The organism is Marinomonas posidonica (assembly GCF_043643765.1).
Classification (GTDB): domain Bacteria; phylum Pseudomonadota; class Gammaproteobacteria; order Pseudomonadales; family Marinomonadaceae; genus Marinomonas; species Marinomonas posidonica_A.
Genome location: NZ_JBHZSP010000008.1, coordinates 124046 through 143348 on the forward strand (window position 1 = coordinate 124046; position 19303 = coordinate 143348).

Consider the following 19303-nt stretch of genomic DNA (forward strand, 5'->3'; position numbering starts at 1 on the left):
GCTCTGGCTCTGGCTCTGGCTCTGGCTCTGGCTCTGGCTCTGGCTCTGGCTCTGGCTCTGGCTCTGGCTCTGGCTCTGGCTCTATAAGATTCTCTTCTGTTTGCGTTTCCGTCAAGTTATCTACATGTTCAGATACCGCATCTTCAAAGTCCTTAAAAGACGCATCCAATGAAGACCAATCCGCTTCGGATAATTCTCCATCTGCAACCACTTCTTCTGCGCTCTGTGATTCACTTTCAGTAACATCAACCTCTGGCTCTTCAGAAGTCTCAACAACCTCCTCTTCGATTAGATCGGTTGCTGAGGTGTGTGAATCCTCTTCAGACACATACACTTCTGACGTTGCTTCTTGCAGCAAATCATCCAAATAACGCTGAACCGCGGCCTGTGGTCCAATTAAGGCATCTTCTTTACTTTTCGTGTCTTTCATAAATTCTTACTATCCCGCTGGATTCAACAGAGAATCCATCAGACTGGAGTACGCTTTGATTCCTCGAGCATTTGGATCTAACGCCGATGGCGCTATGCCCGCTGTACTGGCATCCCGCAATTTTGTATCAACCGGTATTACCGAATGCCACACAAGCTCTTCATACAAATCTTTCAAATTCCGCAGGCTCTTGTTAGATGCTTGCGTACGGCGATCAAATAAAGTCGGCACAATCACATAGGGTACAGGACGCTTTCTCGCACGATTAATCATAGTCAAAGTTCGAACCATTCGCTCCAACCCCTTGATCGCCAAAAACTCCGTTTGTACCGGAATAACCAATTGCTGACACGCAGCCAAGGCGTTAATCATCAGCACACCCAATACAGGAGGGCTATCAATTAGCACATAATCGTAATCATCCCACAGGATCGCTAGGGTTTTTGACATGACCAACCCCATTCCACCCTGCGCTTGCGCATGGCGTTCTAAGGTTGCCAAAGCCGTCGAAGAAGGCAACAGAGAAAGATTAGGGTGGCCTGTTTCTAAAATTAACGATGGCGGTAAATCTTCCGGGATTTTTCCGGACACTTGAAAAAGGTTGTAAGCACTGTTTTCAATGGAATCTGGGTCGAAACGAAAATAACTGGTTAAAGACCCATGAGGATCCAAATCAATCATCAAGACGCGGTGCCCAGCATCCGCCAATAGCCCCGCTAAAGACACCACTGTTGTCGTCTTTCCTACGCCACCTTTTTGATTCGCCACTGCCCAAATGTGCACTCTGACTCTCCGCTATCCAAACTATTTCTATGCTTACGAATTCTTTGCAATCAATCATATACAGTAATTGACTACTTAAACAAGTAATCATACAGATTATCAGCCCTTCGCTTACTAATTCGTATAATAACCCGACGATTTTGCTGACGAGCAAAGTCATTGGTGTTTCTTACTTTGGGATGTTCACTGGAAAAACCCATTGGTGCAATTCGTTCTGCATTGAGCCCACGATAAACTAGTTCATCAACAACAGCGGAAGCTCTCAAACTGGATAAATTCCAATTGTTACCAAGACGCTGGGAGTTGATGGGGACATTATCTGTGTGCCCCTCTACAATGACGGCCGATGGATAGGCCTGAAGAAGGTTCGCAACCATAATAAGTAACGCCACGGCCTCATTTGTAAGCTCGTATTCTCCCTGCCCAAACAGCAAAGCCGATTTCATTTCTAAACTAACCCAATCAGCAGACTCTGACACCTCTATTTGACCGGATTGGTGCAAACCTGAAAACTGCTGCTCAACCAATCGACTTAATAGTGCGTACACAGCTGACGATTGATCTTCTTCGACCACTGGCGGACTTTCAGGAATGGGGATGCTTTCAACTAATTCGGAGTCGGCGGGCTCACCCACAATAGGGTCACCAATATTAATGGGCTTAACTGACTTTTGCACCGCATCAAACACCCCTTGCAAACTTTCTTTAAGACGCTCTTCATCATCTGCGTTTTTTAACGACAGAGAGTAAAGGGCAACAAAGAAGGCAAACAATAAAGTAATAAAATCGGCATAAGATAAAATCCAGCGATCTTTTCCTGGCGCGCTTGTCGAAGCTGGCTTGACCAGTTTACGACGTCTTGAGGCACGAGACTCAGCATCACTCATACGTCGCCAACTCGAGTTCAAGTCGGTAAGGGTGTTTACCAATGGCAATACCGCAAATACCGTCAATTAGTAGCTGGTGGTAAAGTAACTCTTTATCGACATACGTAGCGAGTTTTTTCGCAATTGGAAAGATCACTAAATTCGCAAACCCCTGCCCGTAAAGTGTTGAGACAAAGGCTACAGCAATACCATGCCCTAATGCTTCTGGGCTGTCGAGATTCGCCATTGCTTGAATCAAGCCTAACACAGATCCCATGATACCTAAGGTAGGCGCATAGCCGCCGATGGATTCTAGGAAGTTAACACTTTTCATGCGCCTCTCGTGGATACGCACTGCATCATCATGAAGACGGTCGGACAGTATATTGGGATCCGTTCCATCGATCGCCATTTGCAAGGCGCGAGTCGAGAAAGGATTATTGATTGAATTCACATCTGACTCTAGAGCAAGTAACGATAAACGACGTGCTTTATGAGCTAAATTATTAATGGAAGAACGAGCGGAGTTAAAGTCATAGATAGGAGGGAATAAACTCCATTTCATTAACACTAAAGCGCGTATTGCTTCCTGAATACTGCTCTGGATTAATGTCGCTCCGATGCTACCAACAATCACAATGATGGCAGATGGCAAATTAAGCAGCAGAAATATTTCTCCGCCGCCTAACCAGTTAGCAAGAAATACCGAGCTGAACGCGATTAATAGGCCTGCTAAGGTGACAAAATCCACTAACCAACCTCACGTACAATTCGTTCACCAATGTGATTCAAATCAATTGTCTCGTCTGCCAAATTGGCTTTTTCAACCGCCATTGGCATACCGTAGATAACACAAGTATCTTCACTCTGAATCCAGACTTTAGAACCCGAGTTTTTCAACATACGAGCGCCTTCACGGCCATCAACACCCATACCAGTCATAACCACAGACAATACTTTACCTGGGTAGCATTTAGATGCAGAACCAAAGGTCACATCCACTGATGGTTTGTAATTCAAACGCTCATCACCATCTAAAATACGGACACAACCACCATTTCTAGGGTCTATCATCATTTGCTTACCGCCTGGAGCAAGTAAAGCAACCCCCGGCTCTAACCGATCACCGTCTTGGGCTTCTTTCACCTTAATCTGACAAATGTTATTAAGACGCTCTGCAAAAGCACCAGTAAAGGCGGCTGGCATGTGTTGCACCAACACCAAAGGCGCAGAAAAATCGGCGGGGATTTTACTTAAGACGGCTTGAAGTGCCATCGGCCCACCTGTCGATGTACCAATGGCCACAAGACTTACACGCTTACGGGCACGAGGAATAATAACGCCTCGTTCCGTTACAATTGGCTTGTGGGTTTGACGTGGCGCGAGAGGCTCAATGTTCGCAGCACTGCCTGAAAGACGAGTACGTGCTACAGCAAGCACTCTATCGACTAACGCTTTTTTTACCACCGCAGAATCACGAGAGATGTCCTCGAAATTCTTTGGCATGAAATCCACCGCACCAGCCTCTAAAGCATCGAGGGTGACTTTTGCACCTTCGTGTGTCAAAGATGAAAACATAAGCACAGGCGTTGGCTTAATTTTCATAATGTTTGACACTGCTGCGATGCCATCCATCACGGGCATTTCATAATCCATGGTAACAACGTCAGGCGAAAGCGACTGAACTTTATCAATCGCTTCTTTACCATTGTTCGCTGTGCCGACGACGGATAACCTAGGGTCTGCCTCGAATATTTCTACCAATCGGCGTCTGAAAAAGCCTGAGTCATCAACAACCAGTACTTTCACCGGCATATTACATCTCCAAAATGAAAAACTTAGTTGTTACCTTGATGCATAACTTTTTAGCATACTGGGCACATCCAGAATCAATGCAATACGACCGTCACCGGTAATTGTTGCTCCTGCCATACCTGCAGTACCTTGCAACATTTTCCCTAATGGTTTAATAACAACTTCTTCCTGTCCGACCAGTTGATCCACAACAAAGCCGACTTCATTCATCCCTACCTGAACCACAACAACGTGAGCCTCAGAAGGATTTTCATCTGTTTTCGTGCCTTTCACTAACCAGCTTTTAAGGTGGAATATGGGTAAGGTTTTACCACGAATTACCACCACTTGCTGACCATCTACGATATTGGTTTTCTTCAAATCCAAATGGAAGATTTCATTTACACTAACCAGTGGGAAGGCAAATGCTTGATCAGACAAAGTCACCATCAAGGTTGGCATAATCGCCAAGGTCAAAGGCACTTTAATAATAAAGCGAGACCCTTGTCCTAATACTGATTTAATATCCAATGTACCGTTGAGCTGGGAGATTTTAGTTTTCACCACATCCATTCCCACACCACGACCAGACACATCGGTAATTTCAACTTTGGTAGAGAAGCCAGGCGCAAAGATCAAATTAAACGCTTCATCATCGGACAAACGCTCTGCAGCGTCCGTATCCATTAAGCCTTTTTCTACGGCTTTTTTACGTAGCACATCTGGGTCCATACCCGCGCCATCGTCTTCAATAGACAGCAAGATATGATCGCCTTCCTGTTCTGCAGAGAGAATAACGGTACCCATTCGGGCTTTGCCATTCGCTTCACGCTTTTCAGGAGATTCAACGCCATGGTCAACCGAGTTACGCACCAAGTGAACCAATGGATCGGCAAGGGCTTCGACTAGATTCTTATCTAGATCCGTCTCTTCACCTTTGAGTACTAAGTTAACTTCTTTCTTCATGTTACGAGCAAGATCTCGTACCACTCGTGGGAAACGCCCGAATACCTTTTTAATCGGCTGCATACGGGTTTTCATCACAGCATTTTGTAAGTCACCTGTGACCACGTCCAGATTCGCCACGGCTTTCCCCATGGACTCATCTTCGCTTTGCAATCCCAGACGTACCAATCGGTTACGGACCAGTACCAACTCACCTACCATGTTCATAATGTCATCAAGTCGTTTGGTATCAACTCGCACGGTGGCTTCTTGAGTAACGGGGGCGTTGGCTGTCTTTTCTTTCGCTGGAGCATCAGCGTCTTTCGCTGCAGCTTTTGGCTTGGGTGCTGCTTTTGGTGCCGCTGGACTTGCTTTGGGTTTCGCAGGTTCAGCCTTTTTCGGCTCGGCCTTGGGCTTGTCATCACTCGCTGGTGAAGCTTTGGCTTGCGCTTTTTGCTCACTTTCTTTTGCTTGTAGACTGTCTAATAAAGATTCAAATTCATCCTCAGTAATGAGATCTGATTCCCCATTAGCTGGCGCGCTGTCTGCTTTAGGTTGCGATGCTGAGGCTTTATCATCCTTCGCAGACTGATCCGTCGACGCTTTCGCATCGACTACCCCAGGTGCGCTTTCGCCATGAAGACTATCCAGCAGTTGTTCAAATTCATCTTCAGTAATTTCGTCAGACTCTGGCGCTGAATCATTCGCTTTAGGTGCCGTATTTTTTGCCTCTTCGTCGTCTAGACCAGGCGCACCACTACCATGAAGTTGATCAAGCAAAGCATCAAATTCGTCTTCAGTGATGTCATCATCACTTGCTGGGGATGTTTCAGAAGCGGAGTTTTCAGAAGCTGGAGATGAGTCATCACCTAATGCGTCCAATAAAGATTCAAATTCGTCGTCAGAAATATCAACGGAAGCATCAGCTTCTTGCTCCTGTTCAGCTAAAGGCGCTTCTACCTCAACTTCTTCAGCAGCTGTCTCTTCTACTTCATCGGCCTCTTCCTCTACAGCACCAGCCAACTCGTCTTCTGTCGGCGGTACCGCATAGGTACTCAAAGTGGCAATAAGCTCAGGATCCGCAGGCTCAGGCTCTCCACCTGCGCGAACAGTATCAAACATTTCGTTTACGGCATCTAACGCTTGCAATACCGTATCCATCAACTCAGAGTCAATTTGACGCTGCCCGTTCCTTAAGATGTCAAAAACGTTCTCGGCATAGTGACAACAGTCAACTAAAGCAGTTAACTGTAAAAAACCCGCCCCACCTTTAACAGTGTGAAAACCTCGAAATATTGCATTCAATAGAGGCTTGTCATCAGGATTTTGCTCTAGATCTACTAATTGTTCGGAAAGCTGCTCAAGGATTTCTCCTGCCTCTACCAAAAAATCCTGTAGAATTTCTTCATCGACTTCGAAACTCATCCTCAGCTCCTTCTAGAAACCAAGACTTGATAGCAAGTCGTCTACTTCGTCTTGACTATTCAGTACTTCAGGGTTGTTTTGTTTATTAATAGACGGGCCATGACCGCGTGTATCATCCTGTTCAGATTCTTTCTCTTGATGCTCAATGCCAGAGATACTGTCAACACGTCCAGCGACAGCAACCAGATGCACAAGTTTTTCTTCTACATCACGGATCAGTTCATTCACTCTAGAGATCACCTGCCCTGTTAAGTCCTGGTAGCCTTGCTCTAGAAGAATTGTGTTTAAATTAGAATGCAAAGTAGTCGCACTTTCATCTGCATAGGTTAGAAACACATCAATTCTTTTATACAAATCACGGAATTCTTGCGGGGTGAGGTCTCGTTGTATTAAGCGCCCCCAGTCTTTACGCAGCTCTCTTGCCTGAGCTTGTAACTCACTTGCCACAGGGACACTGCTATCCACCATATCCATGGTTTTATTGGCCGCTGAACTAGTCGTTTCGATGACGTAATTTAGTCGGTCAGACGCATCAGTGATTTTAGTAGCAGAGTCTGCCCCTTCACCGACCACAAGGTCCATCGAGTCTATTTGAAAATCACGAATAGCATCATGCAGACTTCGCGTCAGATAACCAACTTCGTTATAAAAGCTATTGTGACGAGCTTCACTTAATTCTTGGATTATTTTAATCGCACTACTGAAATCACCGACTTCAATATGGTTTAAAAGTTCCACTGCGCCATCTTTTACTTGTTTTTCAAAATCCACTAGTCCAGATCCCAATACGTTTGACATCTAAATATCCCTATTTGGCAGCATCGATTCGTTCGAATATCTTCTCAATTTTCTCTTTCAGTGCTACAGCGGTAAAGGGCTTAACAACATAACCATTAACTCCAGCCTGAGCGGCTGCAATAATCTGATCACGTTTCGCTTCCGCCGTTACCATCAATACAGGAATACTTTTCAGCTTCTCATCGGCACGGACAGCCCTTAAAAGCTCAATACCTGTCATTCCTGGCATATTCCAATCCGTTACCAAAAAATCAATTGTACCAGCTTGAAGTATAGGCAACGCAGTCGTTCCATCATCCGCTTCAACTGTATTGGTAAACCCTAAATCCCGTAGCAAGTTTTTAATGATTCGTCTCATTGTCGAGAAATCATCAACAATCAGGATCTTCATGTTTTTATCCAATGCAACCTCCACACCCCAAAGGTATATATCCACAACTCATAATTTAATCTCGCCAATCGCTTAATCTTGATCGTAATCTCATAGCCGCTTGACTATGGATCTGACTGACTCTTGACTCACTAACGCCTAACACAGCGCCAATCTCCTTTAAGTTTAGCTCATCATTGTAATACAAAGACAAAACCAACTTTTCTCGCTCTGGTAGATTTTCGATCTCATTGGCCAATTGCCCCTGAAAACCGTTTTCTTCTACCAAAGAGTATGGGGCATTTTCACTGTCAGTTTCGGCCCCATCGAAATGATTTGTATCAGAATCCAGCATCTCTTCGTAGCTAAATAACTGAGTAGACATAGATGAATGTAACATCTCATGATATTCATCCATTCCAATCCCCATATGGGCTGCTACTTCCATATCGGAAACATCTCTTCCTAACTTAGCTTCTAATTCTTTGATTGCATTTGTCACTGCACGACCATTACGACGAACAGATCTTGGTGCCCAGTCAGACTTTCTGACTTCATCCATAATAGAACCGCGAATACGAATTCCAGCATAGGTTTCAAAACTGGCACCTTTGCTTGACTCAAACCGCTTGTAGGCTTCTATTAACCCCATCATGCCCGCTTGAGTCAGATCATCTATATCCACACTATCCGGCAGACGAGCTAAAAGATGATAAGCAATTTTCTTTACCAAATACCCATACTGCTCAACAATCGCATCAATCGATAACGTTGCCTTCTTTGAATAGGTGTTGTATCCACTCTTGGTTTGCATAAAATCGTTTGAGCAACCTTTTACAGTTAAGTTAGTTGCGCAATCAAACTGTACTACATAGTTTGGCGCAACGCTTTCAGAAATAACATAATTTTACTAACTACCATACTTTAGTGACCCAAAGAGCTGGCTATAATGTTCTGCAGTGTATACCGCTCGGCTGATTAAGTTATGTGCTCGAGCTGGCTCAATATCATCTGGGATACGTTGGCCATCTGCCAGATATACTACAGGTAAACCCTCTTCAATCACCACACTTATTGCTTCTCCCAAAGAAGCCGATTCATCCAGTTTACTTAGCACGCACCCATCAAGCTGAACTTGAGAATAAACATCAACAACCGTTTTCAACACTTGCCTTTGACTCGTACAAGGCAAAACTAACAATTTTTTGAGACCCGCTCGGGCTCGCTTCATCATTAGCAGCTGTCGCTCTAAATTTGAATCGCGAGGATTCATACCCGCCGTATCAACCAATACTAAAGAATAATGAGCATACTTGGCCAATACTTCATTTAAATCAGAATACTCATTCACCACTTCAACAGGCACATTTAAAATGCGACCAAAGGTGCGTAACTGCTCATGAGCAGCAATACGATAAGTATCTGTTGTAATCAGCACTACACCGTCTGAGCCATACTTCAAAACATGTTGGGCTGCGATTTTACCAATAGAAGTGGTTTTACCAACACCTGTCGGCCCCATAAAAGCAATACAACCACTCAATTCCGACGGACTAGAACGCACTGGAATGTAATCCGCTAAGTGGGCCAACAAGCGATTCCAATCATCTTCCCTGCCCTTTAAATCAATATCATCCATTAAACGTGACGCCACTAAATCAGACAAGCCCAAACCTTTTAGTTGCTGGCGCGCCTTTATTTCCAAGCTATCACGCTTACCTTTATTTGACGAATCTTCTTTTTGTCGCTCTTCAAGCATAGCACGAACACTTTGCAACTCTTTTTCCATTTCTTTAAGTTGTCTCGAACTATCAGAATGGCGAATAGACAAAGCTTCCTCCACTTCAGGCAATTCACCGTCCGCGGTCGCTGGCATATCAAACTGTGTCGATTTAGGTTGATTGTGACGCGGTGAGCTAGAAGAGGTTTGCTGTGTTGAGATTGGTGATTCTGCTGGGTGGCCATACTTTGAATCAACTGGAGCAGAAGGAGCCTGAGCGTCAGGACTGGTTTGTTGCTTTGCTCGCTCAATACGTTCTAAATAATCCGCGCTCGGATCTTGTGTTGCATCAAGTCTAGAGGAAGCGTTATCAACGGATGCTTGGCGAGAATAATCAGAGCGAGTAGATGTCGCTCCCTTAGTCATAGACGTCGGCATAGAGCCGTCATAATCGAGAGCCGCTACAATTTCTATTTCCCCTGTTGGGAGACGCTGATTTGATAAAATCACTGCGTCTGGACCTACGGCGTCACGGACTTTCCGTATCGCTTGCCGCATGTCAGGTGCTCGAAACCGCCTAATTTGCATGAATAACCTAATCCTTCCAGCTTATTTTTCTTACAAATCCATAGCTTACCCGAAAGATTCAGATAAATATAGCCACAATATTTACCATTAATAGGCAAATTTTATTGGCCAATTACACCAACTACAGTGATGCGCTTATGATCAGGCACCTCTTGATAAGACAACACAGCCATATTCACCATACCATACCGCATAAAGCGAGCGAGCATCGGCCTGATTGGAGCGGACACAATGAGAATTGGCGTATTCCCCATCGCTTCTTGTTGCTCAGCAGATTGACGCAATGAGGTTTGCAATTGTTCCGCCATTTGCGGTTCGAGAATAAGCGCCTCTTCGTTTTTGATACCCGACTGCTGACTTTGCTGTACTGTTTGCATCAGCATTTTTTCCAACTGAGGCTCCAGAGTTAATACTGGAATTTCTTCCACACCATCCGCTAAAGTTTGAATAATTAATCGCGACAAAGCCGTTCGGACGGCAGCGGTTAATATCATAGGGTCTTGAGTTTTCGGTTGCACCCCCATTATCGCCTCAGCAATGGTTCGCATATCTCGCAGTGGCACACCTTCAATGAGCAAGTTCTGTAACACTTTTAACAACACACTCAAAGGGACGGTATTCGGTACAAGCTCTTCTGCTAACTTCGGATTGTATTGTTTTAACAGACTAAGCAATTGCTGAACTTCATCATGACCAATCAACTCATAAGCATGCTTGTGCATAATTTGATTTACATGAGTGGCTACCACTGTACTTACATCCACTACAGTATAACCATAAGTTTGCGCTTGATCCCGTTTTTTTGGATCAATCCAAACCGCATCCAAACCAAAAGATGGATCCTTGCCAGGCACCCCCTCAATAGTGCCGAACACTTGACCTGGATCGATCGCTAAATCTTTATCTGGGTGCACTTCCGCTTCCGCCAAGCTCACCCCCATTAAGGTCACTCGATAAGCATTTGGCATCAGATCTAAGTTATCTCGGATGTGCACACTTGGCACCAAAAAACCCAAATCTTGAGACAATTTTCGGCGTACCCCTTTGATACGCGCCAACAACTCACCACCTTGCGTTTTATCAACCAAAGGAATCAAGCGATAACCCACCTCTAAACCGAGCATATCGACAGGGGCGACATCATCCCAACTCAAGTCTTTTGCCTCAGCCGGCACCGGCGCATCACCTGAAGCAGACGTTGACGGTTTTTGACCTTCTTTGGCTTTTTGCTTCTTGCGATACTCAATAAAATACGCCAACCCACCTAAGCAAGCTGCCAAGGAAAGAAAGGCAAAATGCGGCATACCAGGCACAATACCCATAATCGTCATTACGCCTGCCGCTATGTAGAGGGCTTTGGAAGAGCCAAACATCTGCTTAACAACCTGCGACCCCATGTCCCCCGTCTCATTGACTCGGGTAACCATAATCGCCGCGGCAGTAGACAACATAAGAGAAGGTAGCTGTGCGACCAAGCCATCCCCAATGGTCAATAAAGAGTATCGCTCAATCGCCTCAGTAAAAGACAAATCATGCTGCGCCATACCGATGGACAAACCACCAATGATGTTAATCCCAAGAATCAACAGGCCAGCAATCGCATCCCCTTTCACAAATTTCGAGGCACCATCCATAGAACCATAGAACTCGGCCTCAGATGCTATCTCAGTACGACGCTGCTTGGCTTGATCCGCATCAATCATGCCGGCATTCAAATCCGCATCAATGGCCATTTGTTTGCCGGGCATCGCATCCAAGGTAAAACGAGCACTCACTTCCGAGATACGACCCGCACCCTTAGTGACAACCGCGAAGTTAATAATCATCAAGATGGCGAAGACCACAAAACCGACGACATAGTTACCGCCAATAACAACTTCACCAAACGCCTGGATCACCTTACCAGCCGCGTCACCACCCTCATGACCATTCAACAAAACCACGCGAGTAGAGGCGACATTCAAGGCCAAACGCATCAGGGTAGAGACCAATAATACCGTTGGAAACACGGCAAAATCCAAGGGACGCATTGAATAAATGGCCACCAACAGTACGACAATGGCCAAAGCAATATTGAAGGTAAATAACACATCCAGCAAAAACGCCGGTATAGGCAGGATCATCATCGCCAGCAGCGACAACAATAAAACAGGTATTCCTAAGTTCCCGCTAAAAATACTCTGAACTTGTCCAGCAACACGGCTCCGGTCGAAATTCACACAATATCCCTAGCAGTTAAAATTAAAAACATGATCAATTACCATCCCATTGAAATTCATCAGGCACATCTAAATTGGGCATAACATCTGGCATTGGCGCACCGGTCCGAGCATTACGTAACTGATAAACGTACGCCAACAATTGCGCTACCACCTTAAATAAACCTTGCGGTATTTCCTCACCGATTTCCGTATGATGATAAACCGCACGAGCCAATGCCGGTGATTGTATCACAGGGATATCATAATGATTGCCCACTTCCCGAATCTTCAACGCAATAAAATCCCCACCTTTAGCCAACAAAACAGGGGCCTCACCACTTACTTGGTCGTATTTTAGCGCTACCGAAAAGTGCGTCGGGTTGGTAATAATGACATCCGCCTCAGGCACATCAGACATCATTCGACTCATCGCTGCCTGACGCTGTAATTGACGAATTCGGCCTCGTACTAAGGGGTCACCTTCTTGTTGCTTAAATTCATCTTTTACTTCCTGCTTGGTCATTTTCAATTTTTCTTTATGCGACCAAACCTGAAAAGGCACATCAATAGCAGCAATAAACACCAAAGCCAAGGTCACAAAAATAAATGACCAAATAATGATATCAATGCCGTGCTCCATCGCCAGTTCAATAGTTTGAAAAGTCAATCCAATAGTTTCTGGCAAAAAGTGCAGTACCACTAATACTGAAATCACTGTTACCAATCCTACTTTAGCAATGGCTTTTAACAGCTCAACCAGAGACTGAACCGAAAACATTCGCTTTAGACCAGCAATAGGGTTCATTTTACTCAGCTTGGGAATCAAAGGCTCCCATGAAAAGTTCAAGCCACCCAAGGCGATACTACCAATGATGCCAGCCGCTGCGAGCACAGACATCAATAGCACCATTGAATCCATCATGGCTACCACCGACTCATAAAGGTGAAAGATCATACGATTAAGATCAAACAAATCCGATCGATCAACCAAAAAATTAAAGTCAAATAGGATCGTCAAATCTTTCACTAACAAAGTACCAGTACCATACAAAGTGACAGCTGCGACGATCAATAAGAGCGCGGTACTCAAATCTTTAGAACGAGGAATATTACCTTTATTACGAGCATCTTGAAGTTTCTTACTACTGGCACTTTCCGTTTTTTCACTACCGTCTTCATTCTCAGCCATTAACCTGAATCCCCCAAGTAACCTTAAGCCAGTTTGTCATCTCTTCAAAGAATAGAGTATAGATGCGTAAAAACTCTTCCAACATAATCCAAAAGAAAAACAAGGAAAATAGCATGATAATCGGAAAACCAAGTGCAAAGATATTTAACTGAGGCGACGCTTTTGCTACTACCCCAAATGCCAAGTTAATAATAAGAACCGCTATCGCCAAAGGCAACACAATCAACAACGCTTTCTCAAACATCCAACCACCAAGCAGCACCAGCTGCCAGTATCGCTGGCTATCAAAACCACCACCAATTGGCCAATAGTTAAAACTTTCTGCCAAGTACTCAATCATCACCAAATGACCATTGGTCCCCAGAAACGCCAACGCCACCATCGAAAGGTAATACTGCCCCAATGTGGCGACTGAAATACCGTTGGCCGGATCATTCGACATGGCAAACCCCAAACCCGCCTTCATAGCAGCCAACTGACCTGCCAATGAAAATAACTGGAATAGAATTGTGACCACAAACCCAAGTACAAAGCCAATCACCAATTGCTCTGCAATCAACAAAATATAACCAGGCGAAATAGGATCATAAGGCGGCACATTAATCACAGGAGTGATAATGATAGACACAATAAAGGCAAAGCAGATTCGAACTGGAGGACTGACCAAGCGACTCCCAAAGAGTGGCAAAGCCATAAAAAACGCACCGATACGAAAAAATGGCAATAGAAAACTGATGGTTAATTCGAGTAGCTGTTCGGTATTAAGCTCAAGCATTAGCCGATTATCATTGGGATATTAATAAACAGATTGGTGGTGAAATCCATCAACTTCGTTAGAATCCAAGGCCCAAGCTGCATGATCACTAAGATTGTCACGATTAACCTTGGCAAAAACGATAAAGTCTGTTCATTTATTTGTGTTGCAGCTTGAAACACACTCACCATCAAACCCACCAGCAAACTTGGCATCATCACCACACCGACAATCAAGACAATAAGGTAAAACCCTTGTCCGTATAGATCCAATACCACTTGCGGGTTCATAACTAAATTCCAAAGCTCGCTGCTAATGTCCCCATAATCATAGCCCAACCATCTACCATGACAAAGAGCATAATTTTGAATGGCAAGGAGATAATAATAGGTGACAACATCATCATACCCATAGCCATCAAGACACTGGCCACCACCATATCAACGATTAAAAAGGGAATAAAAATCATAAAGCCAATTTGGAATGCGGTCTTTAACTCACTGGTCACGAAGGCTGGCATGAGAATGGTAAAAGGCAAACTTTCCAACGAATCAATAGTGCCTTCTCGACCCGCCAACTTCACAAACAAGTTAATATCATCTTCTCGAGTCTGCGCCAGCATAAAATCTCGAATTGGCCCTGACGCAGCTTCAACCGCTTGCACAGATGTCATTTGCTCATTCAAATACGGCTGCAACGCCACCTCATTCACTCGATCCAAAGTCGGCGTCATGATGAACAAAGTTAGAAACAAGGCCATGCCAATCATAATCTGATTAGACGGTGTCTGCTGCAAACCAATGGCCTGACGCAAAATCGCCAACACCACCACAATGCGAGTAAACGAGGTCATCATCATTAAGGCAGCAGGCAACAGCGTCAAAGCTGTCATGATGAAAAGAATTTGTAGGGAAACCGAATACTCCTGACTGCCATCAGGATTGGTTACAAGCTTAACGGCTGGCAACCCCACTTCAGCCCAAGACAAACTTGGCATGATTAGCAAAAAACACACAAACAGCAGACGAATCATTTATCCTTATCCTCCGCCGATGCGGATTGCTGTTGAGCGTCAGCCAACTCATTGGTAAAGGAAGTGCCCCTTACAGGAAAACTTTTAAGATGCGAAATGGTGTGTCCCGTTACGCCAATCAGAATTTTTTCATGCTCCACTTCAAGCAGCATGATTTTTTCTTTTGTGCCGAGAGACTGAACACTCAATATCTTAATGTCAGATTGACGACCTAACTTCATCTGCGTTAATTGAAAGCGTTTCACCAACCACAAACAAGCGGGAATAAAAGCGATAATAAACACCAAAGAGGCAACCACTTTCCACATAGATGAAGCAACAGACATTTCCTGTGCACCAGATGCAGAAACGCCAGCAGCATACAAAATGACACCACTGGCCAGTATAACTTTATTGAACATTGATAAAATCAAAGTAGTCTACTTACTTAAGGCGTTTAATACGCTCGGAAGGACTCACAACATCCGTCAAGCGAATACCGTATTTATCATTCACAACAACCACTTCACCATGAGCAATAAGAGTACCATTCACTAATACGTCTAACGGCTCACCAGCAAAACGATCTAACTCGACAACGGAGCCTTGTGTGAGTTGCATCAAATTACGAATAGCAATGTCTGTATTACCTAACTCCATCGACAATACAACAGGGATGTCCATGATCAGATCCAAATCTGATCCTACACCGCCCTCAGGCACATTCGGTGCAGTCAGTGTCTCTAGTTTGACTGGCTCCGCCTCCTGCTCATTCATGGCGGCGGCCCACTCATCATCCACAGCACCTTCATCCGAATCGCCAGTTTCACCTGCTTCAGACATAGCGGCGGCCCACTCATCCGCCAAGTTTTCATCCATTCCTTCTTGATCTGGTGATTGCTCTTCTGCCATGTTATTTCGTTACCTTGCTCGATTTAATATTTTCTGTCACCTGAATCGAATAGCGTTCATTACTGACGCCCAATTTCCCTTTAAAGCTCGGCACACCATTAGCACGAACGGTAATGTATTCAGGCATTTCTACGGGAATAATATCCCCCGCTTTAAACTTCAAAACCTCTCCCAGTGTAGTCTTTTTATTCGTCACATTCACTGAGAGTTTAACACCAATATCTTGCACATCTTGCTCTAGGGATTTACCCCAACGATCGTCTTTCTCATCAACATCACTCTGTACACCCGCATCTAACAACTCGCGAACAGGCTCAATCATAGAGTACGGTAAAGTAATGTGCAGCTCACCGCCACCGCCATCCAATTCAATATGAAACGTCGATACCACAACCACTTCACTCGGACTAACAATGTTCGCCATCGCCGGATTCACTTCCGAACTGATGTATTCAAGCTCTAATTTTAAGACAGGAGCCCATGCTTCTGTAAGATCCACAAACACCTGTTCTAACATCAACTGAACAATACGAATTTCGGTAGGCGTAAACTCACGACCTTCAATTTTGGCGTGTCGACCATCACCACCAAAGAAGTTATCCACCAGTTTGAAAACCAGTTTAGCGTCCAAAATAAACAAAGCCGTACTGCGTAACGGACGAAATTTCACCAAATTCAAACTGGTTGGTACGTACAAAGTATGGACATATTCACCAAATTTCATGACCTGCAAACCACCAGAGGAGACATCCGCGGTACGTCGCAACATGTTAAACAAACTGATCCGCGTGTAACGTGCAAAACGCTCATTTATCATTTCCAACGTCGGCATTCGCCCACGAACAATACGCTCTTGACTGGTTATGTCATAGGACGCGACACCGTTCTCATCTGCATTATCATCGTCAGCAGGCTTTTCATCTGCGCCGTGTAAGAGCGCATCAATCTCGTCCTGGGATAATAGATCTTGAGCCGACATAATCTTTACTGCATCACAAAATTAGTAAACAAGACACCATCTATACCGCCTTGCCCAGTTTCTTGCTCGAGAATGCCATTAATGGCATCCAACGCTGCAAGCTTCAATGCTTCTTTACCTTCAGTGGTTTTTAATTCATCAAATGACTGACTGGAAAACAGTAATACCAGACTGTTACGAATCAAAGGCATATGAGAAGTCACCGCCTCCATTTGCTCTTCATTCTTCGACTTGACCGTCATATTCAATTGCACATAACGCTGTCGATCTTCCACCATCATATCAATTGTAAACGCAGGCTCGAGAGGCAAATAAATCGAGGGTTCACTTGCCAAAGCAGCCGCCTCAGCCTCTGCGGAATCTGCAGGCGCATCAGAACCGCTAAACATCAAAAAATACGCAGCCGCACCACCACCTAACAACACCACTACTAAAGCAATGATGATAATAAGTTTCTTCTTACCACCCGGCTTGCCTTCCTCGGAGCCTACATCTAAACCGTCTTCTTCAGCCATATTCCTAAACCTTAGGTGCAATCAATTTTTTTAACGTACACTCACGCTAAACAACTAACTCTATATTCTACAAAGAATAATACAGAGCACCATCTATTTCTTAATCATTTATCCATCCACACCGCTGAATCAAGCGTAATAATCTACCCCAGTAGCGGAGACATAAGACATCACCCCAGGCATAACCTCATCCGCCTCGTCTTCGCCATTCACATCGGAATGATTCGCCAAACCAGTCTGACCAGCGTCTTTTTGAGTACCTGAAGCATCTTGTTGCGACACATCAACCTCAGCACGGCTTAAATCCATCCCTTGCTGGGCTAACATATCACGCAAGCGCCCCATTTGCCCTTCTAATAAATCTCGAGCCTGGGCCGTTGCTGCAACAAAGTTGATTTGTGTATTGGAGTCACTGTCTACTGATACTTTTACCGTCAGACTCCCCAACTCTGGAGGATCTAAGCGAATGTGCGCTGTGTGGCCACCCTCGCGAGCAACCCAAGCCACTTTCTGCCCCATCTCAGCCGCCCAATTAGGATGCCCTGGTGGTACACTCATCGCCATATTTAATGGTTGATTAGCGCTGGCTACTTGACTCGCAATGCCAACAGAAGCGGCCGCTCTACCAATTTGCTGATTGAACGATGAACCCAGTCCACCCACATCATCCATTTTAACATCCACATTTCCAGCCATACGACTTAACATGGCTTCATGCTCTTTCTTTCTGAGTTCCAGCGGTTCATTTCCAATCATGTCATCTAACGTTAAATCAGCTTCTTGCAACAAGTCTGTTGCTGAACCATTGGTAGAATCCGCATTCAACTTACCCGCCACGCCAAGCGCTAAACCGGCACCAGCAAGACCTACCGACTTAATTCGTTCAGCATCCGAAGCCTCAGCTAATAACCCCGTCACCACACCATCCGTTGATGTTTTTTTCGGTGTAGAGCTCATTTGATCCAGCACCCAAGACAATTCCTCATCACTCCCAACAACCACATCTTGTCCCGGGGCCATGACTTGATTCACCCCAGTCGCAACCGCTGCCGCCACTGGCGCCATTGCAATAACACCAGACTCATTCAATTTCTTTAGATCACCACCTTCAAGCACAGGCGCTTCAGCAACTTGATCAGCAAGAAGAACATCAACTTGACCACTCGTCGCGCCGTTAACCGGCACTGCAACCTGACCTAGCTCTTGAGGCATTGCCTCATTCATTGCTGACAAGGCTTGTACATTAGGTTGCTGAACAACAGAGTCGTTGTCCAACAGAGCATTTTCAGTTTGACTAGGATTCATCAAACCTTGTTGATACACTTCATCACTGGTCAAGGCAATGCCATTTCCTGAGGCCTTATTAAGGGAGACCTTAGTCTGCCCCCCCTCAACGACTGACAACAGCTCATCAGCATTTTGTGCAATTTGCCCCTCATTAAGCTTTGCTACCCCAGCCTCAGATGACTTGGCGAGCGCTCCAGCCGCAATACTCCCTGCAACCACGCTCTCACCAAGTAGTAGAGCCTCTTCACCCTTGGTGGTGTTATTTGTTTCAGGAGAAGCTTCGCCACTTAACTGCAATTTTTTGCCGCTTTCAGCAACTTGGTCAGTACTAGAAGCAACAGATTGCGCTCCTTTCTCAGTGTTAACTGATCCAGATTCGGAGTCAGCCGATTGCGAATCGACCGGGTTATTCTGTGCTGAAGGTGGCGTCGTTTTCGAAGCGCTAACAATCTCTTTTTCAGACGAGTTGATACGCTCATCTCTATTGGGTTGATGGCTTGTTTTCTCGGATATAAGGGAGGATTTTCGCGGATCGTCAGCATGAGCGACTCGGTGCTTGTCGTCATATTTACTGCCTGACATTGCATCTTTTGCTCGGTTAAAATCCTCTGAAAAAGCCGCCCCCTGTTTTTCAGGCGCTCTGATCATCGACGATTTTTTTGAAGCAGAACCGGAAGCAATCGGTAATAGGGTATTAGAATCTGTTCGCATAATATCCTCCAAAGATATGAAGGG

19 protein-coding genes and 1 pseudogene are annotated in these 19303 nt (G+C 45.0%); all 20 read right to left on the bottom strand.

Annotation, left to right across the window (positions count from 1 at the left end):
* Positions 1-430: pseudogene (locus ACHUFM_RS10770) on the bottom strand (chemotaxis protein CheW); the annotation flags it as partial.
* Positions 431-439: 9 nt separating this feature from the next.
* Complete coding sequence (locus ACHUFM_RS10775; protein WP_394182223.1) at positions 440-1213, bottom strand: ParA family protein; 774 nt, start codon at positions 1211-1213, stop codon at positions 440-442.
* A gap of 71 nt (positions 1214-1284) precedes the next feature.
* Positions 1285-2100, bottom strand: coding sequence for an OmpA family protein (locus tag ACHUFM_RS10780; protein ID WP_394182224.1), 816 nt, complete (start codon positions 2098-2100; stop codon positions 1285-1287).
* A complete protein-coding gene (locus tag ACHUFM_RS10785) occupies positions 2093-2830 on the bottom strand; it encodes a flagellar motor protein (protein ID WP_394182226.1) in 738 nt (245 codons plus the stop codon). Before ACHUFM_RS10785 ends, ACHUFM_RS10780 begins: the two co-directional genes overlap by 8 nt.
* Positions 2830-3894 carry a protein-glutamate methylesterase/protein-glutamine glutaminase gene (locus tag ACHUFM_RS10790; RefSeq protein WP_394182228.1) on the bottom strand — a complete coding sequence of 355 codons (1065 nt, stop codon included), beginning with the start codon at positions 3892-3894 and terminating at the stop codon, positions 2830-2832. Before ACHUFM_RS10790 ends, ACHUFM_RS10785 begins: the two co-directional genes overlap by 1 nt.
* Before the next feature lie 30 nt (positions 3895-3924).
* Complete coding sequence (locus ACHUFM_RS10795) at positions 3925-6243, bottom strand: chemotaxis protein CheA (protein WP_394182230.1); 2319 nt, start codon at positions 6241-6243, stop codon at positions 3925-3927.
* A gap of 12 nt (positions 6244-6255) precedes the next feature.
* Positions 6256-7041, bottom strand: a complete 786-nt coding sequence (locus tag ACHUFM_RS10800) for a protein phosphatase CheZ (protein WP_394182232.1) — start codon at positions 7039-7041, stop codon at positions 6256-6258.
* 10 nt (positions 7042-7051) lie between these two features.
* Positions 7052-7432 carry a chemotaxis response regulator CheY gene (locus tag ACHUFM_RS10805; RefSeq protein ID WP_012071097.1) on the bottom strand — a complete coding sequence of 127 codons (381 nt, stop codon included), beginning with the start codon at positions 7430-7432 and terminating at the stop codon, positions 7052-7054.
* A gap of 55 nt (positions 7433-7487) precedes the next feature.
* Entirely contained in the window at positions 7488-8225 is a 738-nt protein-coding gene (locus tag ACHUFM_RS10810; protein WP_394182234.1) for an RNA polymerase sigma factor FliA, read from the bottom strand.
* Positions 8226-8321: 96 nt separating this feature from the next.
* Positions 8322-9719 carry a flagellar biosynthesis protein FlhF gene (gene flhF / locus ACHUFM_RS10815; protein WP_394182236.1) on the bottom strand — a complete coding sequence of 466 codons (1398 nt, stop codon included), beginning with the start codon at positions 9717-9719 and terminating at the stop codon, positions 8322-8324.
* Positions 9720-9820: 101 nt separating this feature from the next.
* Positions 9821-11938, bottom strand: coding sequence for a flagellar biosynthesis protein FlhA (gene flhA, locus ACHUFM_RS10820; RefSeq protein ID WP_113874201.1), 2118 nt, complete (start codon positions 11936-11938; stop codon positions 9821-9823).
* A 34-nt stretch (positions 11939-11972) separates the two neighbouring features.
* The gene (gene flhB / locus ACHUFM_RS10825; protein ID WP_394182238.1) at positions 11973-13109 is read right to left on the bottom strand and encodes a flagellar biosynthesis protein FlhB; all 1137 of its coding nucleotides are present in this window, start codon (positions 13107-13109) and stop codon (positions 11973-11975) included.
* Complete coding sequence (gene fliR / locus ACHUFM_RS10830; RefSeq protein ID WP_113874199.1) at positions 13102-13884, bottom strand: flagellar biosynthetic protein FliR; 783 nt, start codon at positions 13882-13884, stop codon at positions 13102-13104. The genes flhB and fliR overlap by 8 nt, the downstream gene beginning before the upstream one ends.
* On the bottom strand, positions 13884-14153 hold the full coding sequence (fliQ, locus tag ACHUFM_RS10835; protein ID WP_013795350.1) for a flagellar biosynthesis protein FliQ: 270 nt from the start codon (positions 14151-14153) through the stop codon (positions 13884-13886). The genes fliR and fliQ overlap by 1 nt, the downstream gene beginning before the upstream one ends.
* A gap of 2 nt (positions 14154-14155) precedes the next feature.
* The gene (gene fliP, locus ACHUFM_RS10840) at positions 14156-14896 is read right to left on the bottom strand and encodes a flagellar type III secretion system pore protein FliP (protein WP_394182240.1); all 741 of its coding nucleotides are present in this window, start codon (positions 14894-14896) and stop codon (positions 14156-14158) included.
* A complete protein-coding gene (gene fliO, locus ACHUFM_RS10845; RefSeq protein ID WP_394182242.1) occupies positions 14893-15297 on the bottom strand; it encodes a flagellar biosynthetic protein FliO in 405 nt (134 codons plus the stop codon). The genes fliP and fliO overlap by 4 nt, the downstream gene beginning before the upstream one ends.
* Before the next feature lie 22 nt (positions 15298-15319).
* Entirely contained in the window at positions 15320-15787 is a 468-nt protein-coding gene (gene fliN, locus ACHUFM_RS10850) for a flagellar motor switch protein FliN (protein WP_394182244.1), read from the bottom strand.
* 1 nt (position 15788) lies between these two features.
* Positions 15789-16766, bottom strand: a complete 978-nt coding sequence (gene fliM / locus ACHUFM_RS10855) for a flagellar motor switch protein FliM (protein ID WP_113874196.1) — start codon at positions 16764-16766, stop codon at positions 15789-15791.
* Between the two features lie 5 nt (positions 16767-16771).
* Positions 16772-17281 (bottom strand): flagellar basal body-associated FliL family protein, encoded by a 510-nt coding sequence (locus ACHUFM_RS10860; protein WP_113874195.1) that lies wholly within the window; start codon positions 17279-17281, stop codon positions 16772-16774.
* Between the two features lie 129 nt (positions 17282-17410).
* On the bottom strand, positions 17411-19279 hold the full coding sequence (locus ACHUFM_RS10865) for a flagellar hook-length control protein FliK (protein ID WP_394182247.1): 1869 nt from the start codon (positions 19277-19279) through the stop codon (positions 17411-17413).
* Positions 19280-19303: the final 24 nt, after the last annotated feature.